The 23,265-nt window shown below is 68.8% G+C and carries 19 protein-coding genes; 10 read left to right on the plus strand and 9 right to left on the minus strand.

Annotated elements, in window-relative coordinates; genetic code table 11:
• Positions 1 to 115 precede the first annotated feature (115 nt).
• Entirely contained in the window at positions 116 to 1,399 is a 1,284-nt protein-coding gene (locus LQD00_RS22190; protein ID WP_232719438.1) for a YihY/virulence factor BrkB family protein, read from the plus strand.
• Between the two features lie 22 nt (positions 1,400 to 1,421).
• Here LQD00_RS22190 and LQD00_RS22195 read toward each other — a convergent pair whose 3' ends face one another.
• Positions 1,422 to 1,694, minus strand: a complete 273-nt coding sequence (locus tag LQD00_RS22195; RefSeq protein ID WP_232719439.1) for a DUF3039 domain-containing protein — start codon at positions 1,692 to 1,694, stop codon at positions 1,422 to 1,424.
• 111 nt (positions 1,695 to 1,805) lie between these two features.
• Between LQD00_RS22195 and LQD00_RS22200 the strand changes: the two genes are divergently transcribed.
• Both LQD00_RS22200 and LQD00_RS22205 read left to right on the plus strand, forming a co-directional pair.
• Complete coding sequence (locus LQD00_RS22200) at positions 1,806 to 2,243, plus strand: DUF3099 domain-containing protein (RefSeq protein WP_232719440.1); 438 nt, start codon at positions 1,806 to 1,808, stop codon at positions 2,241 to 2,243.
• Positions 2,244 to 2,529: 286 nt separating this feature from the next.
• Positions 2,530 to 3,468, plus strand: coding sequence for a sigma-70 family RNA polymerase sigma factor (locus LQD00_RS22205; protein ID WP_174310882.1), 939 nt, complete (start codon positions 2,530 to 2,532; stop codon positions 3,466 to 3,468).
• Positions 3,469 to 3,497: 29 nt separating this feature from the next.
• Here LQD00_RS22205 and LQD00_RS22210 read toward each other — a convergent pair whose 3' ends face one another.
• Together LQD00_RS22210 and LQD00_RS22215 are read right to left on the minus strand one after the other, a co-directional pair.
• Positions 3,498 to 6,335, minus strand: coding sequence for a bifunctional acetate--CoA ligase family protein/GNAT family N-acetyltransferase (locus LQD00_RS22210; protein ID WP_232719441.1), 2,838 nt, complete (start codon positions 6,333 to 6,335; stop codon positions 3,498 to 3,500).
• Positions 6,328 to 7,584 carry an acetoin utilization protein AcuC gene (locus LQD00_RS22215; RefSeq protein WP_232719442.1) on the minus strand — a complete coding sequence of 419 codons (1,257 nt, stop codon included), beginning with the start codon at positions 7,582 to 7,584 and terminating at the stop codon, positions 6,328 to 6,330. The genes LQD00_RS22210 and LQD00_RS22215 overlap by 8 nt, the downstream gene beginning before the upstream one ends.
• A gap of 161 nt (positions 7,585 to 7,745) precedes the next feature.
• On the opposite strand from LQD00_RS22215, the gene LQD00_RS22220 reads away from it, so the two are divergent.
• The gene (locus LQD00_RS22220) at positions 7,746 to 8,441 is read left to right on the plus strand and encodes a metal-dependent transcriptional regulator (protein ID WP_006866432.1); all 696 of its coding nucleotides are present in this window, start codon (positions 7,746 to 7,748) and stop codon (positions 8,439 to 8,441) included.
• A gap of 35 nt (positions 8,442 to 8,476) precedes the next feature.
• Here the strand turns inward: LQD00_RS22220 and LQD00_RS22225 are convergent, their stop codons facing one another.
• Both LQD00_RS22225 and LQD00_RS22230 read right to left on the minus strand, forming a co-directional pair.
• Entirely contained in the window at positions 8,477 to 9,565 is a 1,089-nt protein-coding gene (locus LQD00_RS22225; RefSeq protein WP_232719443.1) for a DUF4192 domain-containing protein, read from the minus strand.
• Between the two features lie 91 nt (positions 9,566 to 9,656).
• Entirely contained in the window at positions 9,657 to 10,322 is a 666-nt protein-coding gene (locus LQD00_RS22230) for a hypothetical protein (RefSeq protein WP_232719507.1), read from the minus strand.
• Positions 10,323 to 10,575: 253 nt separating this feature from the next.
• Between LQD00_RS22230 and LQD00_RS22235 the strand changes: the two genes are divergently transcribed.
• Positions 10,576 to 11,556 carry a proteasome assembly chaperone family protein gene (locus tag LQD00_RS22235; RefSeq protein ID WP_232719444.1) on the plus strand — a complete coding sequence of 327 codons (981 nt, stop codon included), beginning with the start codon at positions 10,576 to 10,578 and terminating at the stop codon, positions 11,554 to 11,556.
• Positions 11,557 to 11,576: 20 nt separating this feature from the next.
• Complete coding sequence (locus tag LQD00_RS22240; RefSeq protein WP_232719445.1) at positions 11,577 to 13,658, plus strand: DEAD/DEAH box helicase; 2,082 nt, start codon at positions 11,577 to 11,579, stop codon at positions 13,656 to 13,658.
• Positions 13,659 to 13,662: 4 nt separating this feature from the next.
• Here the strand turns inward: LQD00_RS22240 and LQD00_RS22245 are convergent, their stop codons facing one another.
• The gene (locus LQD00_RS22245) at positions 13,663 to 14,595 is read right to left on the minus strand and encodes a hydrogen peroxide-inducible genes activator (protein WP_232719446.1); all 933 of its coding nucleotides are present in this window, start codon (positions 14,593 to 14,595) and stop codon (positions 13,663 to 13,665) included.
• A gap of 126 nt (positions 14,596 to 14,721) precedes the next feature.
• Between LQD00_RS22245 and LQD00_RS22250 the strand changes: the two genes are divergently transcribed.
• Together LQD00_RS22250 and LQD00_RS22255 are read left to right on the plus strand one after the other, a co-directional pair.
• Complete coding sequence (locus LQD00_RS22250; RefSeq protein ID WP_005197337.1) at positions 14,722 to 15,309, plus strand: peroxiredoxin; 588 nt, start codon at positions 14,722 to 14,724, stop codon at positions 15,307 to 15,309.
• Between the two features lie 14 nt (positions 15,310 to 15,323).
• Entirely contained in the window at positions 15,324 to 15,857 is a 534-nt protein-coding gene (locus LQD00_RS22255) for an alkyl hydroperoxide reductase (RefSeq protein WP_232719447.1), read from the plus strand.
• Between the two features lie 75 nt (positions 15,858 to 15,932).
• On the opposite strand, the gene LQD00_RS22260 is transcribed toward LQD00_RS22255, so the two are convergent.
• Entirely contained in the window at positions 15,933 to 17,210 is a 1,278-nt protein-coding gene (locus tag LQD00_RS22260; RefSeq protein WP_232719508.1) for an aminotransferase family protein, read from the minus strand.
• A gap of 22 nt (positions 17,211 to 17,232) precedes the next feature.
• Here LQD00_RS22260 and hrpA point away from each other — a divergent pair, with 22 nt between their 5' ends.
• The gene (hrpA, locus tag LQD00_RS22265) at positions 17,233 to 21,219 is read left to right on the plus strand and encodes an ATP-dependent RNA helicase HrpA (RefSeq protein WP_232719448.1); all 3,987 of its coding nucleotides are present in this window, start codon (positions 17,233 to 17,235) and stop codon (positions 21,217 to 21,219) included.
• Here hrpA and nrdR read toward each other — a convergent pair.
• Both nrdR and LQD00_RS22275 read right to left on the minus strand, forming a co-directional pair.
• Positions 21,193 to 21,681: a transcriptional regulator NrdR gene (gene nrdR / locus LQD00_RS22270; protein ID WP_232719449.1), complete on the minus strand. Its 489-nt coding sequence runs from the start codon at positions 21,679 to 21,681 to the stop codon at positions 21,193 to 21,195. The genes hrpA and nrdR overlap by 27 nt on opposite strands.
• A 99-nt stretch (positions 21,682 to 21,780) precedes the next feature.
• A complete protein-coding gene (locus LQD00_RS22275; RefSeq protein WP_232719450.1) occupies positions 21,781 to 22,317 on the minus strand; it encodes a LysM peptidoglycan-binding domain-containing protein in 537 nt (178 codons plus the stop codon).
• 240 nt (positions 22,318 to 22,557) lie between these two features.
• Here LQD00_RS22275 and lexA point away from each other — a divergent pair, with 240 nt between their 5' ends.
• Complete coding sequence (gene lexA / locus LQD00_RS22280) at positions 22,558 to 23,265, plus strand: transcriptional repressor LexA (RefSeq protein WP_232719451.1); 708 nt, start codon at positions 22,558 to 22,560, stop codon at positions 23,263 to 23,265.

Here is a 23,265-nt window from a genome sequence, read left to right on the forward strand (position 1 = left end):
ACCGGCGCGGACATCGCCGCGTGGTCACTCCGAACGACGCGCCTGGTGACCCGGGTACCCTTTGCGGCCTTCGATCGGGGATATTGAACTCATCACAACGCGAAAGAGGAACCCGGTGCCACTGACCGACGACGCGACGTCGCCGGTGGTTGCCGTGCGCCCGAATCCGTCGAGCGCGGTGACCGCTCCGCTCGACACCTCGACCCGGACGCCGCGCCGGCCGGCCCCGCTCGCCGGCGACACCGACGTTCCCGGTGTCACCGCCCCCGCCTCGCGTGACGTCGCGGTCGCGCCCGCATCGGCACGGAAGGCGACGGACGCGCAGAAGCCCGAGGGCGTCGACGAGCCCGTCCCGGCGAACGGCGCAAAGGAAGCATCCGGCTCGGACGACGCCGAGAACGAACCCGGTCCCCCGGTACTGCCCAACATGCACCGGGTGGTGTGGCGGACGATCGTGAAGTCCTGGGACGACGGGATCATCGGCTGGGCGGCCCAGGCCGCGTTCTGGCAGGCGCTGTCACTGCCCCCGTTGCTGCTCGGACTGCTCGGTTCGGTCGGTTACGTCGCGGGCTGGTTCGGACCCGGCACCGTCGACATCGTCTACGACCGCATCATCGAGTTCGCGCAGCGCACCTTCACCGAGACGGTGGTCGACGACCTGATCACCCCGACCGTGGACAGCGTCCTGGGACGGGGCCGCATCGGACTCATGTCGGTCGGCTTCATCCTGTCGCTGTGGGCCGGCTCGTCGGCGATGTCGTGTTTCATCGCCTCCATCGCCAAGGCGCACGATCAGCACGAGGTGCGGAATCCGGTGTGGCAGCGGTTCTTCGCGCTGTTCCTCTACGTCGGCTTCTTGTTCGTCGCGGTGTTCCTGCTGCCGCTGGTCGCACTCGGACCGAACTACCTGCGGGCCATCGTCCCGGAGTCGTGGGGCTCGTTCGTGACCACACTCATCGACTACGGCTACTTCCCGTTCGTCGCCGTGCTGCTGCTGTTCGTGCTCACCACGCTCTACCACCTGGCGCTGCCCAATCCGCTGCCGTGGCACCGGCTCATCGGCGGCGCGATCGTCGCGGGCGTGTTCTTCTGGGTCGCGAGCTACGTGCTGCGCATCTACCTGACCAAGATCACCGAGGCAGGTGTGTCCTACGGGGCGCTGGCGACGCCGATCGCCTTCCTGCTGTTCACCTTCTCGCTCGGCTTCGGCATCGTCATCGGGGCCGAGTTCAACGCCGCGGTGCAACAGTTCTGGCCGGCCAAGGCGTCCACGACGACCCAGGTCCGGCACTGGGTCAACTCACAGACCTCCGACCTCACCGGTCAGCTCAAGACGATTCCCGACCGGTTGTCGTCGGGACCGATCCGACGCCCCACGCGCGACCGCGGGGGCGACTGACCGGTCCCGACGGACCCCCTCGCTACTTGCGCAGCTTGGCGTAGATCTTCTTGCACTTGGGGCACACCGGCGAACCCGGCTTGGCCGCGCGGGTCACCGGGAAGGTCTCGCCGCAGAGCGCGACCACGTGGCTGCCCATCACGGCGCTCTCCGCGATCTTGTTCTTCTTCACGTAGTGGAAGAACTTGGGCCGGTCGTCGTCACTGCTGTCGGTGGCGTCGGCGTCGGACCTCTCATCGGTCTCGGTGTCGGTCCACTCGTCGAGATCGGGGCGTTCGATGGTTTCAGTTGCCATTGCTCTATTGTGCGTCACCGGGGAACCGCGAGCACAGGTGCCCGGAATCCATCAGTGCAATGAGCAACCGAAAGTGGGACAGTGGAGAGGGTGTTCGAACAAAGGGATTCCATGGGCGCGACCGGCAATGAGCCGCACGACCCCCACGAGGAGTCGAGACGATTCGGTAGGTCGGCGCATCCGGCCGTGTCCGCCGAGACCTTCCTGATCACCGACGCCCAGGACTCGCTCGAGGCGCAGCAGAAGGCCCGCGTCCGCAAGTACCTGATCATGATGGCGTTCCGCGTCCCTGCGCTGATCGTGGCCGGCATCGCCTACTCGATCACCGGCTCCGGACTCCTCGCCCTGGCCATCGTCGCCATCTCCATCCCGCTGCCGTGGATGGCCGTGTTGATCGCCAACGACCGTCCACCCCGCAAGCGTGGTGAGGTCCCGCACTACAAGTACGGTGCCGACGATCACGTCGTCGGCCCGCCCGCCCTCTCGCGCACCGAACAGCAGCTCCCCCACCGCACCGTCGACGGGCATGTCGTAGACCCCGACGACTGACCCATCGCCGAACCCGACGACCGCCGCCGCGGCCGCCGCGGGTTCCCCCGCGTTCGACATCTCAGCAACTTCTCAGCCACTCCTGCGAATCGGCGAAAGTCTTCGCAGGTCACCAAGCCTCCTTCGGGTTTGCGCCGAATGACTTTCGGGAACTATCGCCAACATCTGGACGTTGGACCCAGTGAACGCATTCAAGTCAGGAGGCCGCATGTCACGCTCGACAGTTGCACGTTCGACCCCGACCACAGGTTTCGCCGATCCCGCTGCCCCGGGCACCCGCCCGGCGATGACGGAGCAGGATCTCGACGCCCAGTCGCCCGCCGCGGACCTCGTCCGCGTCTACCTCAACGGGATCGGACGCACCGCTCTCCTCAACGCAGAGCAGGAGGTCGAACTCGCCAAGCAGATCGAGGCCGGCCTCTACGCCAAGCACGTCCTGGCCACCAAGAAGCGCCTCTCGGCCACCAAGAAGCGTGACCTGGCGACCATCGTCCGCGAGGGTGAGGCCGCACGCGCCCACCTGCTCGAGGCGAACCTCCGCCTCGTCGTCTCGCTGGCCAAGCGCTACACCGGCCGCGGCATGCCGCTCCTGGACCTCATCCAGGAGGGCAATCTGGGTCTGATCCGCGCCATGGAGAAGTTCGACTACGCCAAGGGCTTCAAGTTCTCGACGTACGCCACCTGGTGGATTCGTCAGGCCATCACCCGCGGCATGGCCGATCAGAGCCGCACGATCCGGCTCCCCGTCCACCTCGTCGAGCAGGTGAACAAGCTCGCCCGCATCAAGCGTGAGCTCCACCAGCAGCTCGGTCGTGAGGCCACCGACGAGGAACTGGCCAACGAGTCCGGCATCCCGGCCGAGAAGATCGCCGATCTGCTCGACCACAGCCGCGACCCGGTGAGCCTCGACATGCCGGTCGGCAGCGACGAAGAGGCACCGCTCGGCGACTTCATCGAGGACGCCGAGGCCACCTCCGCCGAGAACGCCGTCATCGCCGGTCTGTTGCACTCCGACATCCGCGCGGTTCTCGCGACTCTCGACGAGCGCGAGCAGCAGGTCATCCGGATGCGCTACGGCCTCGACGACGGCCAGCCGCGCACCCTCGACCAGATCGGCCGCATGTTCGGACTGTCGCGCGAGCGCGTGCGTCAGATCGAGCGCGAGGTCATGGGCAAGCTGCGCGCCGGCGATCGTGCCGAGCGCCTGCGCGCCTACGCCAGCTGACGTTCCCGCTCTCCTGGCTCAACCGTCTCCTAGCTCAATCGTCTCGGTCCGGTGTCCCGCCTGTCGGGCACCGGGCCGACTCGTATCTGGGCGTTGAGCACCGCGGCGCCGTCGACCGACACCAGGATCGGATCGCAGAGCACCTCGCGCACCTCCGGGATGTCGTCGACGAGCGTGGAGATCCGTAGCAACAGGTCGACGAGCGCCTCCTTGTCGGCCGGTTCCTCACCCCGATAACCGGAGAGGAGCGGCGCCGAGCGCGGCTCGTCGATCAGCTCACGGGCGTCGAGTTCGGTGAGCGGGACCGCCCGGTAGCCGTGGTCGCCGAGCAGGTCGAAGGTCCGCCCCGACAACCCGAACGAGATCACCGACCCGAACGACTGGTCGTCGCGGACGCGGATGACCGTGCCGACACCCTTCGGGGCCATCTTCTGCACGTGCAGGACGTGGTCGCCGGTGAGTTCGCTCAATTCGGCGAAGGCGTTGACCACCGCCGTCGCGTCGGGCAGGTCGAGCCGGGCGCCCTCACGGTCGAGTCGACCCCGCCACTTGGGCGAGGTGGCCTTCACCGCGACCGGGAAGCCGAGTTCGCGCGCCGCCGCCGACGCCTCGTGCATCGTCCTGACCTCGCGGAACGGGACGACCGAGATGCCGTACCAGCGCAGCAGTTTCGCCGAGTCGACCTGGCCGAGGAGCCGGTCCGACGACCGGCCGTTCGAGTCCATCGCCTCGCGTACGTACATGCGGGCCGCCTCGGGGTCGGTGCCCTCGGCGCGGTGGACCACCGACTCCGGCCGCAACCTCCACTTCGCGTACTGCCAGGCACGGGCCAGCGACGCCGCGGCGCGCTCCGGGCTGGCGTACGACGGGATGGACCCGCGTTCGGGCATCCCGTTCGGGCCGGGCCTCGTGAGCCCCTGCGGGATGCCGTCGACGGCGAGGAACGTCGTGACGATCGGCTTCTCGCCGTCCGCACCCGGGGTGTTGGCCGCGGCCATGAGCGCGCGGGCGTGCCAGTCGGCGTCCACGGCCACCGGCGGCACGAAGACGACGATGATCGCGTCCACGCCGGGGTCGGTCATCGCCGCGGAGACGGCATCCTCGAACAGTTCCTCCGACGCTCCCGCGCCGAGGTCGATGTTGTCGACCACCTCGAGGCCGCCGGTGCGTGCCTGGTCGGCGGCGAGGCTGCCCAGCACCGATGAGTTGCCGATGATCCGCACGCGGGGGCCGCGTGGCAGCGGCTGGTAGGCGAACAGCGCCGCGCAGTCGAACAGTTCGGGGATCGTCTCGACCTGGATGACACCGGCCTGTTCGAGCATCATGCGTGCGATCTGGTCGTCGAAGTTGGCCGTCGACCGGGCCGCCCGGACCGGGCTCATGGCCCCGGCGCCCGACTTCACCGCGACGATCGGTTTGGCCCGCGACACCCGCCGCGAGATGCGGGAGAACTTGCGCGGGTTACCGAAACTCTCGAGGTAGAGCAGGATCACGTCGGTCGAGGAGTCGCTGTCCCAGTACTGCAGCAGGTCGTTACCCGAGACGTCGGCGCGGTTGCCCGCGGAGACAAAGGTCGACAACCCGATCTGTCGTCGCGCCGCGGTGTCGAGGATCGCGATGCCCAGCGCACCGGACTGGCAGAAGAACCCCACGCGGCCGGCCGCCGGGATCCGCGGTGCGAGTGTCGCGTTGAGCGCGATCCCGGCATCGTTGTTGGCCACGCCCAGCGCGTTCGGGCCGACGAGCCGCATGCCGTGTTCCCGGACCTGTGCGACGAGACGACGCTCGTTCTCCAGGCCCTCCTCCTCGCCGGAGTCACCGAAACCGGCCGACACGATGACCAGCGTCCGCACACCCTTCACCAGACAGTCGTCGAGGACGTCGTCGACCCGGGACGCCGGGACCGCGACCACCGCGAGGTCCACCGGGTCCGGGATGTCACGGACGGTCTCGTAGGCGCGGATGCCGCGGACCGACGGCGGCCGTTCACGGGTCCGCTTCCGACTCGAGGTCGTCGGGCGGCCGAGCCGCTGCGCGTCGCGACCGGGCTCCTCCTCGACGCGGGCCGGCCCGTTCACCGGGAAGACCGGACCGGTGAACCCGCCGGCGATGATGTTGGCCAGCAGCGCATTCCCGACCTTGTTCGGATCGGTCGAGGCGCCGATGACCGCGACCGAGGTGGGGCGCAGCAGGTTCGCGACGCTGCGGGCCTCCGACGCGTTCTCGCGGGCGTTGCGCACCGACAGGAGCGCCTCGGTCGGGTCGATGAGGAACTCCACGTGCACCGTCGAGCCGTCGAAGCTGCGGGCGAGCTGGTAGCCCGCGTCGCGGAACACGGCGACCATGTTCGGGTTCTCGCTGAGCACCTCGGCCTCGAAGCGGGTGAAGCCGTTCTCGGCCGCGGCGCCGGCGAGGTGTTCGAGGAGGATCGGTCCGAGACCGCGTCCCTGGTGTTCGTCGGCGACGACGAAGGCTACCTCGGCCGATTCCGGCTTGCCGTCGAAGGCGAGTCCCTCGTAGATGCCGACGGCGATGATCTCGCCGCCGAGCACCGCCACGATCGCCACGCGCTGTTGATGGTCGACAGTTGTCATCCGCGCGACCTCGCGGGGCGGCAGTGTCGGCGTCGGGCCGAAGTACCGCATGTAGCGGGTGCGTTCGGAGAGCTTGGAATGGAAGGCGACGATCCGCTCGGCGTCGTCGGGGACGATCGGACGCAGGTGCACGACCCCGCCGTCGGAGGCCAGCACGTCGGCGATCCAGTGTCGCGGATAATCCCACGCGCCACGGGGTTCGGGCTGATCGGCCAGTGTTTGCGGCGCAGTTTGGGTTTGCTCTGGGGTGGACGACACGTCCTGATCAGTCACGGGGATCCTCCGGGTCGAGACCGTGCAGAGGGTACACCGCGCGGCGGGTCGCGAGGATCGCGCGATCGGTCTGTCGCTGTGCTGTTGCACTCACCCCTTCGAACGGCTCCTGACCTGCATCGCCGTCCCACGGCTGATAGTCGACGTCGCCGCCGTCGCCCATCACCCCGACCGGCGGTCGCGCATAGTCGGAATGCACCTGGGTGGAGATCTGTTCGGCTGTGGCACACCAGGATTCGTCGATGGTCGTGGTGGGGTCGATCTCCCGGCCGAGGGCCACGCCGAGCAGATGGGTCCAGCTGCGGGGCACCACGTTGACCACGCCGTAGCCACCGCCGCCGACCGCGATCCACCGTCCCTCGCAGTACTTGTCGGCAAGATCACGCATCGCGATCATCGCCGCACGCTGACCCTCGACGGTCAGCGACAGATCCGTCAGCGGATCGGCGCGGTGACTGTCGGCGCCGCACTGGCTGACGATGATCTGTGGTTTGAACTCGGCGACGAGCGACGGCACGACAGCGTGGAACGCCCGCAGCCACAGGCGATCCTCGGTGTTGGGCATCAGCGCGAGGTTGACCGCACTCCCCTGCGCGTCGCCGTCGCCGACCTCGGTCGGCCAGCCCGTCCCCGGCCACAGCGTCGCGGGATGCTGGTGCAGCGAGACCGTCATCACGCGCGGGTCCGCCGCGAACTCCACCTGGACACCGTCGCCGTGGTGGGCGTCGACGTCGATGTAGGCGATCCGGTCGAAACCTTTGTCCAGCAGATAGCGGATCGCGATAGCGCAGTCGTTGTAGATGCAGAACCCCGCGGCGCGGGCCTTCATCGCGTGGTGCATGCCGCCGCCGATGTTGACCGCGCGGGTCGCGGCACCGGACGCCACGGTCTGCGCGGCTGCCAGTGTGCCGCCGACGAGGAGGCGGGCGGCCTCGTGCATCCCGGCGAACACGGGGTTGTCGGCGTCGCCCAGTCCGAACAGTCGCTCGAGCAGCGGTCCCGACAGCGACGCGGTCCCGGAACCCACCGCGCGGACGGCGTCGATGTAGTCGCGGGTGTGCACCACGGTGAGGGCGTCGTCGTCGATGGCCTGCGGCGGTACGGTCTCGACGTCGTCGAGCACCCCCAGGCTCTGGGCGAGGGTCATCGTGAGCGCGAGCCTCACGGGATTCATCGGGTGGGTGTGGGCCCACCGGTAGGACAGGAAGTCCTCGCTCCAGATGACGGCCGTCGTGGAAGTGTCGGTCACAGGTTCAGGCTAGTGGTTCAGCTCGCGGGCGGGTGCACGATGTCGGTTCGGCCACATATGGGTACGGTCGGGGTCGTCGCCGGGGTGCGCCGGGCGCGTGAGAGGGCTGTCACCGTGGGCGAACAGGGTAATCTTGGCGGGGACGAAAGGGATTGGGCACAGTGAACGATCTGGTTGACACCACCGAGATGTATCTGCGGACGATCTACGACCTCGAGGAAGAGGGGATCGTGCCGCTGCGGGCGCGCATCGCCGAGCGCCTCGACCAAAGCGGCCCGACCGTCTCCCAGACCGTCGCCCGTATGGAGCGCGACGGACTCCTGCGCGTCGCCGGTGACCGCCACCTCGAACTGACCGAGCGCGGCCGTTCGCTGGCCGTCGCGGTCATGCGCAAGCACCGCCTGGCCGAGCGACTCCTGGTCGACGTCATCGGCATGCCCTGGGATCAGGTCCACGAGGAGGCCTGCCGCTGGGAGCACGTGATGAGCGAGAACGTCGAGCGCCGTCTGCTCGCCGTGCTCGAGTACCCGACCACCTCCCCCTACGGCAACCCGATCCCGGGCCTGGATCTGCTCGGTGTCGAGGTGCCCTCGGCCGATGACGGCGCCACCCGGATCGCGGATCTGCCCGCGGGCGACACCGTGGCGGTCATCGTGCGGCGGCTGTCCGAGCACGCACAGTCCGACGTGGGTCTCATCTCGCATCTGCGGGAGGCCGGTGTGGTTCCGAACGCCCGCGTGACGGTGACCAACGTCGCCGGCACCATCACGATCAACACGCCCGGACACGAGGGCCTCGAGCTCTCCGCCGACATGGCGCATTCGGTCTTCGTCGAGAAGGTCGTCGAAAAAGTCTGACGCAGTAGAAGTCTGACCCAGGGGTTGTGCAGAGATCACCCGGCCGCGCGCCGGGTGATCTCTGGCATCTGGACCCCGAGTTCGCGGGCGGTGCCGTAGGAGCCGTCGATCATCTCCCACAGCATCGTCGGCCGGACGCCGGCCCGCAGGGCGGTGTCGAGGAGGCAGGCCAGCTTCGCGTCCGGGTCGGATTCGAGGGCGACGTCGAGGGCGACCCCGGCGTACGCCCCTTCCCCGCCGATGTAGTGCAGGTGCGCGACCAGGGTCGCGGCGGCGGCCCGTCCCGGTCCGGAGAGGCGCCGCGTCAGTTCCCGCCAGACCGATTCGGCGTCGTCTCGTAGGTCGGTGACGGCGAGCGCGAGTGCGGCGTCGCGGACCGGGGGGCGTCGGACGGCCTGTTCCAGCACGGCGACCTCCGCACAGTCCAGCGGTGCCCCGCCGTCGGCGACCACCCCTATCAGTAGGTTCAGCAGCACCGCGTCGGACATCGCCGGGACGTCGACCCGGCCGGCCTCGCAGTACGAGCAGCGTCGTGCGGCGCAGCACTCGCCGGGAAGGGGTTCGAGCATGGCCCGCATCTCCGACCGGCGCGGCAGGATGCGCCGACCCGATTTCACCGCCTCGGCGATGGCGGTCGGGCAGGTCTGCGGATCGTCGAGGACGCCCTGGCGATCGTCGAGGACGTCGACCGACCACGCCTGTCCGTCGGGACACCAGATCACCGACCATGCCGCACCGGGATCGAAGGCGGACAGGGCGAATCCGGTGGCGACACCCCCGATCGCGTCGAAGTGCCGGTCGGCGATCGCGAACACCCGTCGATAGCGAGGATCGTCGGCCGGATAGCGGTCGTCGGCGATGATCGCCACGACCTCGTCGGCGCCGTAGGAGTGGGTGATTGCCCCGAGTCCCGCGAGGACGGTGGACAGCTCGGAGGTCGGTTCGCCGGTGTCGTCGAGGGCGAGATCGTGGCGCATGGTGGCCGAGATCCCCCGGTCGGGTGCGAAGGCGACCACGATGATCGAACGCTCGGGGACGAAGCCGAGCAACGCCGGGATCGCCGTCAGCAGCGTCGTCGGATCGATGGGGTCACGGACGGGTCGGGAGGACGCGAAGGCGGGCATTCACGAAGCATCGGCCGCGGAATGCCATCCGGACGATGCGCGGGATGACCTGTGGACAACCGCCGCCGCCCGTCCACAGGCCGTGGTCGTGTCAGCCGAAGGCGGCCGACACCGCCTTGGTGAACAGCTCGTCGAGCGCCGCCGAATCCTCGGCGGGCACCGGACCTGCTGCGGGCCAACGATATTCGGCGTAGACGCGCACCCCGTCGCGCTGGCCGATCAGGGCGAGCGAGCTGATGGTGACCGGTGCGGTGCCACCACCGGTGACGATGGTCCGACGGATGGTCGCGGTGTCGACGCCGTCGCGTGCGGGCGGGGCGGGCAGGACCTCGGTGGTGACCGTCGACGACGCCCCGAACGTGGTCGTCGTCAGTTCCGGACACTTCTCGGCACGCTGCACGACGTCGGCGAGCGGGGTGCCGGCATGCGCGACGACGGTGGTCAGGGTCGAGCGTTCCGCGGTGCCGGGGCCGAGAAACGCGACGGCGCCGTCGGCGGAGACCGGGGCGGGTGCGCACTCGGGTGGCGAGACCTCGGTGTTCTCCTTCTGCCCCGGTGCCGGGCCACCGGTCACGTCGGCCAGGGCGTTGCCCACCGCCTGGGGTGGGATCGGGCTCGCCGGACCGCCCGGGAAATCCGATGCCGCCACCGACCTCGACGAGAGGTCGGGATTCGCCGGCTCGGCGTCTCCCACGATCGAACACGCCGAGAGCACACCACCGGCGAGAACGGCGCAGGCAGCGGCCAGTACGAGCACGGGCAGGCGGCGTCCGGAGGACGTAGGTGGTGCAGCGGTTGCCGGGGTCACAGCGATCTACTGTGCCACCGCAGGCGTCCGCTCACGCAGGTGACACACCCAGGGAGGGAATCCCTGACGCGACGATGTCGTTACATATTCGGTGTTCCGCCGGACGCCGGTGCTCAACCGCGACGAAGGTGCGAGACAATGAGACATATGACGAGAATCCGGCCGTGCTGTGCCACGGCCGCCACGTACAAGGAGGGATGACGTGGACGAGCAACCCGCGCGGAACGACGCGCTGTACGAACTCGCCTTTCCCGCTCCGCAGGTCACCCGCGCCGACGGCACTGGCCCGGTTCTGATCCATGCCCTCGAAGGGTTCGCCGACGCCGGCCACGCCGTCGCGCTCGCGGCCGCCCATCTCCGGGACAGCCTGGAATCGGAACTGGTCGCGACGTTCTCGTCCGACGAGCTGATGGACTACCGTTCCCGCCGCCCGACGATCTCGTTCAGCGGCGAGACCTTCACCGAGGTCGAGATGCCGGCCCTGACCCTGCACGCGATCCGCGACAACTCGGGCAAGGGCTTCCTGCTGCTGGCCGGTGCCGAACCGGATCTGCGGTGGGAGCAGTTCGTCGACGCGGTGCGCCGCCTCTCGGATCGGCTGGGCGTCACCGACGTCATCGGGCTCAACGCGATCCCGATGGCGGTGCCGCACACGCGGCCGCCGTCGATCACCGCGCACGGCAGCGACCCCGACGCGCTCGGCGATCTCCCCCGCTGGGGTTCGGCGATGAAGCTGCCCGCGAGCGCCTCGATGCTGCTGGAGCTGCGGATGGGTGAGCACGACTACCGGGCCTCCGGCCTGTCGGTCCATGTGCCGCACTACCTGGCGCAGACCAACTATCCGGCGGCCTCCGCGCGGCTGCTGTCCGCGGTCGCCGAGCTGGCCGGTCTCGACCTGCCGCTCGCGGCACTCGAGAGCGCCGCGGAGAAGGTGCGCGCCCAGGTCGACACCGAGGTCGAGGGCAACTCCGAGATCGAGTCGGTCGTCGCCGCACTGGAGACCCAGTACGACACCTTCACCCAGGCCGCCGAGGAGCGCGCGTCGCTGCTCGCCGCCGAGGAGTCGCTGCCCAGCGGCGACGAACTGGGCGCCGAGCTCGAGCGCTTCCTCGCCGAGCAGGCAGCCGAGCAGACCGCGAAGGACGACGAGCCCGGAGACGAGGGACCGCAATCGTCGATCTGACCGCGAGCCCGACGGCCCTGGTGCCCGTCGACGACGAGGACCAGGCGCTCGACACCTACACACAGTGGTGGACCGAACGTGGCCTCGACCTCTACGAGCACCAGGAAGAGGCCCTGCTCGAGCTACTCGCCGGCAGCCACGTCATCCTGGCGACCCCGACCGGTTCGGGGAAGTCGCTCGTGGCCGCCGGCGCACTGTATTTCGCGCGCTGCCGCGGCGAGCGGGCCTTCTACACCGCGCCGATCAAGGCGCTCGTCAGCGAGAAGTTCTTCGAACTGTGCGGCATGTTCGGCGCCGATCAGGTCGGCCTGCTGACCGGTGACGCGTCGGTCAACCCGGATGCACCGATCGTCTGCGCCACCGCCGAGATCGTCGCGAACCTCGCCCTCGCGGCGGGTGGTGACAGCGACATCGGGACGCTGGTCGCCGACGAGTTCCACTACTACGGCGAACCCGACCGCGGCTGGGCGTGGCAGGTCCCGCTCATCGAGTTGCCGTCCACGCAGTTCCTGCTGATGTCGGCGACGCTCGGCGACGTCTCGTTCTTCGTCGACGACCTCGCGCGACGCACCGGGCGGGACACGGTCGAGGTCACCGGCGCCCAACGGCCCGTGCCGCTCGTCCACGACTACGCGATGACCCCGATCCACGAGACGATCGCCGACCTCGTCGACCGTGGTCGCGCGCCGATCTACGTCGTGCACTTCACCCAGGCCGCCGCGGTCGAACGCGCCCAGGCACTGCTGAGCGTGAAGATCTGCGACAAGGAGGAGAAGGCCGCGATCGCCGAGGCGATCGGCGACTTCCGCTTCTCCACCGGCTTCGGCAACACCCTGTCGAAGCTCCTGCGTTCGGGCATCGGCGTCCACCACGCCGGGATGCTCCCCCGCTACCGTCGCCTCGTCGAACGTCTTGCGCAGCAAGGACTTCTGAAGGTGATCGCCGGTACCGACACCCTCGGCGTGGGCATCAACGTACCGATCCGCACGGTGCTGTTCGCCGGGTTGAGCAAGTACGACGGCCGACGCGTCCGTCGCCTGCGGGCGCGTGAGTTCCACCAGATCGCGGGCCGTGCCGGCCGGGCCGGCTTCGACACCGTCGGCTATGTGGTCGCCCAGGCGCCCGAGCACGACGTGGAGAACGCCCGCGCCGTCGCCAAGGCCGGCGACGATCCGAAGAAGCTGCGGAAGCTGGTGCGCCGCAAGCCTCCCGAAGGTTTCGTGTCGTGGGGCGAGAAGACCTTCACCCAGCTGATCGACGCCCCCGACGAGCCGCTGCGGTCGCATTTCCAGATGACCACCGCGATGCTGCTCGAGGTACTCGGCCGTCCGGGCGACTGTTTCGCCGCCATCCGGCATCTGCTCGAGGACAACCACGAACCACGCGATCGGCAGCTACGCCACATCAAGCACACGATCGAGCTCTACCGGGGCCTGCGCGACGCCGGGATCGTCGTGCAGCTCGACGAGCCCGACGAGACCGGTCGGCACATCGCCCTCAGTGTGGACATGCCGGAGAACTTCGCGCTGACCAACCCGCTGTCGGCGTTCGCGATGGCCACGTTCGAGATCCTCGACCCCGAATCCTCCACGTACGCCCTCGATGTGATCTCGATTCTCGAGTCGACCCTGGAGAACCCGCGGCCGTTGCTGCTCGCCCAGCGCAAGGTCGCCCGGGACGCGGCGATCGCGGAGATGAAGGCCGACGGCATCGAGTACGAGGAACGGATGACGCGGCTGGAGGACATCACCTGGCCGCAGCCGCTGTTCGAGGAGATCTTCGGTGCGTTCGAGATCTACCGGCGCGGCCACCCCTGGGTGGCGTCGTTCCCGCCCAACCCGAAGTCGGTGCTCCGCGAGATGCTCGAGAAGGCGATGACCTTCACCGAGCTGATCTCCGCCTACGGTCTCGCCCGCAGCGAGGGCGTGGTGCTGCGCTACCTGTCCGACTGCTATCGGGTTCTGCGCCAGGGCGTTCCGACCAGCGCGGTGACGCCGGAGATCGAGCAGATCGTGGCCGATCTCGGCACCATGGTCCGCGAGGTCGACTCGAGTCTCGTCGACGAGTGGGAGGCGCTCGCCGCCCAGGCCGCGGAGGCCTGATCCCTCACACCGGCGTGACCGCGCCGGTGTCGGCGACGATCTCCGAGATGATCGTCGCGAGCTCTCGATACGCGTCGTCGTGGCGCGCGGACCGGCGGAAGACGACCCCGATCTGACGCCCCGGCCGCGGCGAGGCGAAGGTGGCGATCGCCAGGTCTCCCGAAGCCGTTTCCGAGGCGACCGCGGTCTGCGGGATGAGGGTCACCCCGAGCCCGCCGACGACGCAGTGCACGGCCGTCGTCAGGGACGCCGCGCGCGTCTGTCCCAGGTCGGGCCGGACCCCGGCAAGCGCACACACCTCCAGCGCCTGGTCACGCAGACAGTGCCCCTCGTCGAGAAGCAGCAACGGCAGGTCGGCCAGTGCGCTCGGGTCCACCCGCCGCTTGCCGGCGAGGGCGTGCCCGGCCGGCAGGGCGAGGACGAAATCCTCACGGTAGAGCGGAACCTCGGCGATACCGGGGACGTCGAGCGGCAGCGCCAGGAGTGCCACGTCGAGGGTGCCGCCCCGCAGCTGTTCGACGAGCCGCCCGGTCTGCTCCTCGACGACACGGGGCCGGAGGTCCGGCAGCTTGTCGGCGAGTCCGCGGAGCACCGCGGGCAGCACGTAGGGCGCGACCGTCGGGATGACGCCCAGCCGGATGGCACCGTGCAGCGGCTGGCCGGCACCCGCGGCCGCGGCGGTGAACTCGTCGACGGCATCGACGGCTGCCATCGCTCGCGACAGCAATTCCTCGCCGTCCTGGGTCAGCAGGACCCGACGGGTCGTCCGCTCTACGAGTGTCACGCCGAGACCCGTCTCGAGCGCCGAAAGGGCCTGGGACAGCGACGGCTGACTCACTCCCAGGTCCGCCGCGGCAGACCCGAAGTGCCTGCGCTGGGCGAGGGCCACGAACGCGCGCAGGCCGGCGATGGTGGGCTGATAAGTTTTATCGGGCATGGTTATCAGTGTAGTGCTACTAATCACGTTTCGCTTTTGCCGATTTTCCGGCACGATAGTACTCGTACGTCGCGAAAGTCTTTCGCGCGCAATTTCGGTACACCCCCTCAGCTGAAGGAGCGATACATGGCCCTGCTCACCATCGGTGACCAGTTCCCCGCCTACAACCTCACCGCCGTGATCGGTGGCGACCTCAGCAAGGTCAACGCCCAGCAGCCCGACGACTACTTCACCACCGTCACCTCCGACGACCACCCCGGTCAGTGGCGCGTCGTCTTCTTCTGGCCGAAGGACTTCACCTTCGTGTGCCCGACGGAGATCGCCGCATTCGGCAAGCTGAACGACGAGTTCGCCGATCGTGACACCCAGGTGCTCGGCGCCTCGGTCGACAACGAGTTCGTCCACTTCCAGTGGCGTGCACAGCACGAGGACCTGAAGACCCTGCCGTTCCCGATGATGAGTGACCTCAAGCGCGAGCTGGCCACCGCCGCAGGCGTTCTCAACGCCGACGGTGTCGCCGACCGCGCCACCTTCATCATCGACCCGAACAACGAGATCCAGTTCGTGTCGGTCACCGCCGGCTCCGTGGGCCGCAACGTCGACGAGGTCCTGCGCGTCCTCGACGCCCTGCAGTCCGACGAACTGTGCGCCTGCAACTGGAAGAAGGGCGACCCGACGATCAACGCCGGCGAGCTCATGACCTCGGGCGTCTAGAGAAGGAGATCACGATGAGCATCGACAACCTCAAGGAAGCACTTCCGGAGTACGCGAAGGACCTCAAGCTCAACCTCGGTTCGATCAGCCGCACCACCGCGCTGAACGAGGAGCAGCTGTGGGGCACCCTGCTGTCGACCGCAGCCGCCACCAAGAGTGCCAAGGTGCTCTCCGAGATCGCCGACGAGGCCGCTGACAACCTGTCGGCCGAGGCCTACAACGCCGCACTCGGTGCCGCGTCGATCATGGGTATGAACAACGTGTTCTACCGCGGTCGCGGTTTCCTCGACGGCAAGTACGACGACCTGCGTCCCGGCCTGCGGATGAACATCATCGGCAACCCCGGTGTCGACAAGGCCGCGTTCGAGCTGTGGTCGTTCGCCGTGTCCTCGATCAACGGCTGCGGGCACTGCGTCGCCGCCCACGAGAACACCCTCCGTGAGGCCGGCGTCGACCGCGAGGCCATCCTCGAGGCCCTCAAGGTCGCCTCGATCGTGGCCGGCGTGGCCCAGGCCATCGCCACCACCGAGGTGCTCGCGAACGCCTGATCGGGCAACACATACGACGAAGCCCGGCTGCCTTTCGGTAGCCGGGCTTCGTCGTGTCCGACAGTGTTCGGCCCGTCAGCTCAGCGCGGCGCGGATGCGGTCGGCCATCTCACCGACCTCGTCGGTCGACATGACGAACGAGGGCGAGATCTGCAGCGCGCCCTGGCCGGCGGCACGGGTGCTGACGCCGTGCTCGCGCAGCTTAAGGACCGCGGCCGGCGCGGTGGCCGGGTCGGCGAGCTGGACCGCGGTGACCGCACCGAGGCCGGTGCGCACCTCGGCGACCGCGTCGAGGTCGGCCAGCGGGGCCAGCGCCGTCGCGAGGTCGCCCTCGAGGCGCGACGCCTCGGCGAGCAGATTCTCCCGGCGGATGATCTCCAGGTTGGCCAGCGCGGCGGCCGCCGCGGCGGCGTGACCGCCGTAGGTGTAACCGTGGCGCCACCAGACACCTCCGGCGAAGAACGGCTCGGCGACGCGCGGGGCGATGAACACCGCACCCATCGGCACGTAGCCGGAGGTGAGGCCCTTGGCGGTGGTGATCATGTCGGGCTGGAGGTCGAAGCGCGCCGAGGCGAACCACGAGTCGCCGCCGATACGGCCGAAGCCGGTGACGACCTCGTCGACGACGAACAGGATGTCGTGATCGCGGCAGATGGCGCGGACCTCGTCGAGGTATCCGGCCGGCGGCAGGTAGATGCCACCGGCGCCGATGATCGGCTCGCAGAAGAACGCGGCGATGTTCTCCGCGCCGACCCGCTCGATCAGACCGAGCAGGCTCTTCGCGTCGTCCCAGTCGACGTTCTGCACGTCGTGCATGAGCTCGCCGTAGCCGTCGTGGTTGAGCGGGATGCCCGCCAGCGACGTACCCGCGGCATGCATGCCGTGGTAGGCCTTGGTCCGGCTGACGACGACGCGCTTGGCGGGTTTGCCCTGCTCCACCCAGTAGCGGCGGGCCAGCTTGACCGCGGTGTCGACCGAGTCGCTGCCGCCCGAGGTGAAGAAGATCTTCGACCCGGGCACCGGCGCGATCGCGGCCAGCTCGTCGGCGAGCTGCAGCGTGACGTCGCTCGCGATGTCACCGAAGTTCGAGTAGTGCGCGATCGTGCCCAGCTGACGCGACACCGCGTCGGCGATCTCGGTGCGGCCGTGGCCCACGTTGGTGAACCAGAGACCGGCGGTCGCGTCGATGTATTCCTTGCCGTCGCGGTCCCAGATACGGGTCCCCTCGCCCTTGGTCACGACGAAGGGTCCACTCGCGGTCACCGCACCCATGTCGGCGAAGCCGTGCCACAGAGCACCAGAAGTTTCAGACATGCCCACCATGATGCCGGGCGAGGTGAGCGCTCCCCGCATCGACCCATATCCTGGAGTCATCATGTCGGTCGAGTCCCCAGATCCAGCCCCGCGAGATCCTCAGCCCGGCATCTCCCGTTCCGAACTGCAGCGTTCGCTCGACGAGGTCGCGATCCTCGACGCGCACCGTCTACGCCGCCGGGTCGACAAACTGGGCCGCACCCCCGACCCGCGTAAATGGGGACAACTCGTCGCCGACGTCGAGAAGGCCCGGGGCCGCCTCGACCGTCGACGGGCCACCGTGCCGGTGCTGCGCTTCCCCGACGAACTCCCCGTCTCGGCTGCCCGCGAGGAGATCGCCGACGCGATCCGGGACCACCAGGTCGTGGTGGTCGCCGGCGAGACCGGGTCCGGCAAGACCACGCAGCTGCCGAAGATCTGCCTCGAACTCGGCCGCGGTATCCGCGGCACGATCGGCCACACCCAGCCGCGACGTATCGCCGCGAGCTCGGTGGCCAAGCGCATCGCCGACGAGACCGACACCGAACTCGGTGACGCGGTCGGCTATTCGGTCCGGTTCACCGACCGCTCGGGCGCCGACACCCTGATCCGCGTGATGACCGACGGCATCCTGCTCCGCGAGATCGCCACCGACCCGATGCTGCGGCGCTACGACACCCTCATCATCGACGAGGCCCACGAGCGCAGCCTCAACATCGATTTCATCCTCGGCTATCTGCGACGGCTGCTGCCGCAGCGACCGGACCTGAAGGTGATCATCACCTCGGCGACGATCGAACCCGCCCGTTTCGCACGGCATTTCAGCACTCCGGAGACATCGGTCCCGGTGATTGAGGTGTCGGGTCGTACCTACCCCGTCGAGATCCGTTACCGGCCGCTGAGTCTGCAGGAACGCCCGGACAGCGGTGACGACACCGGTGGCGGCGAGCACGCCGACCTCGACCAGATCCAGGGCATCGACGCCGCGATCGACGAACTGTGGGCCGGTGGCCGCGGCGACATCCTGGTGTTCCTCCCCACCGAGCGCGACATCCGCGAGACCGCGGATGCCTTGAAGCGTCGGACCGGATCCGGCCGGAACGGCGGCGCGGAGATCGTCCCGCTGTTCGCGCGGCTGTCGATCGCCGACCAGCAGAAGGTCTTCGCCCCGTCCAACGGTCGCCGGATCGTGTTGGCCACCAACGTCGCCGAGACCTCGGTCACGGTGCCCGGGATCCGCTACGTCATCGACACCGGCACGGCCCGCATCAGCCGGTACTCGACCCGCACCAAGGTCAACCGGCTTCCCATCGAACCCGTTTCGCAGGCCAGCGCCCGCCAGCGCGCCGGCCGATGCGGTCGCGTCGCCCCCGGCGTGTGTATTCGGCTCTACAGCGAGAACGACTTCGACGCCCGGCCCGCGTTCACCGATCCGGAGATCCTGCGCACCAACCTCGCCGCCGTCATCCTCCAGATGACCTCGCTGAAACTCGGTGAGATCGCGGACTTCCCGTTCGTGCAGCCGCCTGACGACCGCGCCATCCGCGACGGCATGGGCGTGCTGGCCGAGCTCGGTGCGATCACGGTGAGCCGTGAGGGCGGTCCGCCGCGCCTCACCCCCGTCGGCCGCTCGATGTCCCGTATCCCCGTCGATCCGCGGATCGCCCGGATGCTCATCGCCGGCCGCGAACTCGGCTGTCTCGACCACCTGTTGGTCATCGCCTCCGCGATGTCGCTGCCCGATCCCCGCGAACGTCCGGCCGAGCATCGCGAGGCCGCCGACGCCTCCCACCGTCGCTTCGTCGTGCCGCAGTCGGACTTCCTGGCCTACGTCGAGCTGTGGCGCTACCTCGAGGAGCAGCGGAAGGAGTTGTCCAGCAGCAAGTTCCGGCGGATGTGCGAACGGGAGTTCCTGCACTTCCTGCGCATCCGGGAATGGCGCGACCTGCATCGCCAGCTCACCGAGATCGTCAAGGACCTCGACTGGCCGGTGAGTCCGGCCGGTTCCGACCTCCCCGAGGTCGACGCCGACGCGGTCCACCGCGCCATCCTCTCGGGTCTGCTGTCCAACATCGCCGCGCGCAACACCGAGGGCCGCGAGTTCACCGGGGCCCGCAACACGACCCTGATGATCTTCCCGGCGTCCCCGCTCGCCAAGAAGCCGCCGTCGTTCATCATGGCCGCCGAGGTCCTCGAAACCTCTCGCCTGTTCGCGCACACGGTCGCCGGCATCGATCCGTTGTGGGCGGAGAAGCTGGCCGGCGATCTGGTCAAACGCACGTACAGCGAGCCGCACTGGTCGTCGAAGCGCGGTGCCGCGATGGCCTACGAACGGGTCACGCTGTACGGCGTCACACTCGTCGCGCAACGTCGCGTCGACTACGGCCCCATCGACCCGGTCGTCTCCCGCGAACTGTTCATCCGCCATGCCCTCGTCGAGGGCGACTGGCGTACCCAGCACCCGTTCTTCGAACGCAACCGCGCCCTGCTCGAAGCGGCCTCCGACGTCGAGAACCGCATGCGCACGCGCGGGTTGGTGATCACCGAGGATCAGCTCTTCGAGTTCTACGACAAGCGCGTCGGCCCCGAGGTCACCTCCGCACGGCACTTCGACACGTGGTGGAAGAAGGCCCGACGTTCTGACGCGGCTCTGCTCGATCTGAAGCCCGAGGACGTCGCGGCGAGCACCGAGGCCGCGCCCACCGACTACCCGGGTGCCTGGCAACAGGGCGACACACGATTCGAACTCCGCTACCGGTTCGAACCCGGCGCACCCGATGACGGTGTCACCGTGATCATCCCGCGCGCTCTGCTCCCCCATGTGCGCTCGGCGGGTTTCGACTGGTCGGTGCCCGGCATGCGGACGGAACTGGCCACCGCACTGGTGAAGTCGCTGCCCAAGCAGCTGCGCAAGTCGATGTCCCCGGCACAGCGTTTCGCCGAGCTGGCCCTGGCGCGCCTCACACCCCGGAGCGAACCGCTCACGGTCGGGCTCGCACGCGAGCTCACCACGATCACGCAGATGACGGTCACCGCAGCCGATTTCGACGTCGACCGGGTTCCGGCCCACCTCAGGATGCACTTCGCGGTGGTCGACGACGCCGGAAAGATCACCGCGCGTGCCGATTCCATCGCCGAACTCCAGCGTGCGGGCACCCCCGCCGCGACGAAGACGGTGAAGCGCACCCTGTACCGCACCTGGACCGACGAGGGCATCGGCACGCTCGCCGCCCAGCGGACCGTCGACATCGCCGGACAGCGCCTCACCCGCTACCCGACAATCGACGCGATCACCGACGATGCCGGGCGAACCCGCGGGGTGGTCGTGATCGACGCAGCCTCGGAGCAGACCCGTGATCGGTTGGCGGAGAGAGGGATCGTCGCACTGCTCGACCTCGCGATCCCGCCGCTGCACCGACGGGTCGCCGGTTCACTCGGGGCGGCGGGCCGACTCGCGTTGAGTCAGAGTCCCTACCCGGATCTCGATGCGCTGCTGGCCGACTGCACACGCCGCGCCATCCGCGATGTCGTCGCGGGCCTCGACGCCGGCACGCTGTCCGCGGTGCGCTCACCCGAGGCGTTCCGCGCGCTCACGGAGAAACTGCGGCCGCGGATCTCCGAATCGGCGCCGGAGTATTTCTCTCTCGCTGTCGAATCCCTCGGGTGGGTGGCGCCGGTACGCGCCGCGATCGACCGTCATGCCGGTTCACTCGCAGCCGACGACGTCGCCGAACAGCTCGACAATCTCGTCTTCGACGGCTTCATCGCCGCCACCGCGCGACGACATCTGGAGAACGTGCCGCGCTATCTCGCGGCGGCCGAAGCCCGGTTGACGGCACTGCCGGCCTCCGCGGCCCGGGACCAGGCCGGAGTGGCCGTCGTCGACCGGGTGACCGAGCGGTGGGCCCAGCGACTGACGCAGGTGCCCGAGCACCGGAAGGCGGTCGTCAACGACGAGGCGCAGTGGCTCGTCGAGGAGCTGCGGGTGGGATTGTTCGCCGAGCGACTCGGTACCGCGTACCCGGTGTCGGAGAAGCGGGTCCTACGAACTCTTGACCGACTCGGCTGAGGCCTTTCCGGAATCGGACGACGCCGAACGCAGGTCGTCGATCTCGCGCTGGAAGTCCTCGACGGAGTCGAACGAGCGATACACCGACGCGAAGCGCAGGTAGGCAACCTCGTCGAGGTCGCGCAGCGGCTTGAGAATCGCGAGTCCGACCTCGTTGCTGGGGATCTCGGCCGATCCGCTGGCACGTACCGTGTCCTCGACCTGCTGGGCGAGCTGTGCCAGCGCGTCCTCGGCGACGTGGCGTCCCTGGCATGCGCGCCGGACGCCCCGCATCACCTTCTCGCGACTGAACGGTTCGGTGACCCCGTTGCGTTTGACCACCGCGAGCACTGCGCTCTCCACGGTCGAGAAGCGTCGCCCACACTCCACGCAGGAGCGGCGACGCCGGATGGCCTGCCCCTCATCAGCGACACGCGAGTCGATGACCTTGGTGTCGTCGTTCTTGCAGAAGGGGCAGCGCATCGTATCCTCACGCAGGTCACGGGACACTCTGATGCAGCCGGGCCGCATGCCAGGCCGGTAGTCGGCCGGTCCCTGTGACATCGAGGATACCGCCCGCGCTCAGTGATACCGGGGGGCGAGGAGGGGCTGGCCGACGCGAAGGCCGCTGGACGGGAGGTCGTTCAGCTGGATGATCTCGTCGACGACCGCCTCGCGGGGCATCTCCGGGGCGACGCGTGATGCGATGGTGCTCAGCGAGTCGCCCGAGCGCACGTGGACGACCTCGGTGCCGACCGAGGAAGGCGTGACCGTTGCGGCGTAGTTCTGCCCGACGACCGCGATGACCCACACCGCCAGGGCGAGTCCGACGCCGGCCAGGATTGCCGTCGCCGTGCGCCGGCGCCGGCGGATGACCGCCGAGGGGGCGGGCTGCGCGGGATGCTGGGCCGGGACGACGGGTCCACGACCGCGCAGGCCGACCGGCGAGGCGCACTGGGTGGAGGCGACCCGACGGACCCGAACCACCGACTCGGGCACCGGGCGGCCGTCGGCGGGACGGCGGCCGTCGCCGCGGCGCATCGGGCGCGGACGTTCCAGGATGTCACCGCGGACCGGATCGGTGGAGCGGACGGGGTCGATGAGAGTGGCGGTGCGCATGGTGCCCTCCGTGTTTCCGGTCGAACTCTGTCCGTGCGTCCGACTGCGTCGTCGGCGTTCGAACTGTTCGAGTGTCGATCACCTGTTCGATGAACTGATGTTCGAATTTGTAGCACGGCACTCCGACAATTGTCTCGCGACACGTCGAACAAATGTTTGATGCGGTCGGCATTCTGGGCTAGGGTCGTCGGCAGACAAGCGATCTACCAGCACGTTCGGAAATCGAGAGGAAGCCCGATCATGAGCGATGACGGCGGTAAGCGCACCGGAGCGCGGGGCGCCGACGAGCCCGTCACCCCGGCAGACATAGCGGCGGCCGAGGCCTCGCTGACGCCGCGGCAGCGCGGAGTACTCGAGGTGATCCGCAAATCCGTGCGCGAACGCGGTTACCCGCCGAGCATCCGTGAGATCGGTGACGAGGTGGGTCTCACCTCGACCTCCTCCGTCGCCCATCAGCTGCGGACACTCGAACGCAAGGGCCTGCTCAAACGCGACGCCAATCGTCCGCGGGCGGTCAACATCGCGCCGAGCGAGCCGCCGACGCCCACGTCACCGACCGGTGGCGCGCTGCCCGAGCCCACCTTCGTGCCGGTGCTCGGCCGGATCGCCGCAGGTGGTCCGATACTCGCAGAAGAAGCCGTCGAGGACGTGTTCCCGCTCCCCCGCGAGCTCGTCGGCGAGGGTTCGCTGTTCCTGCTGAAGGTCGTCGGCGAGTCGATGATCGACGCTGCGATCTGCGACGGCGACTGGGTGGTCGTCCGCCAGCAGAACGTGGCCGACAACGGTGACATCGTCGCCGCGATGATCGACGGCGAGGCCACGGTCAAGACCTTCAAACGCCAGAAGGGTCACGTCTGGCTGATGCCGCACAACGAGCTGTTCGACCCGATCCCGGGCGACGAGGCCGTCATCCTCGGCAAGGTCGTCACCGTGATGCGGCGAATCTGA

Origin of the sequence: Gordonia metallireducens (assembly GCF_021245825.1) — a bacterium.
GTDB classification, from domain to species: Bacteria; Actinomycetota; Actinomycetes; order Mycobacteriales; family Mycobacteriaceae; genus Gordonia; species Gordonia namibiensis.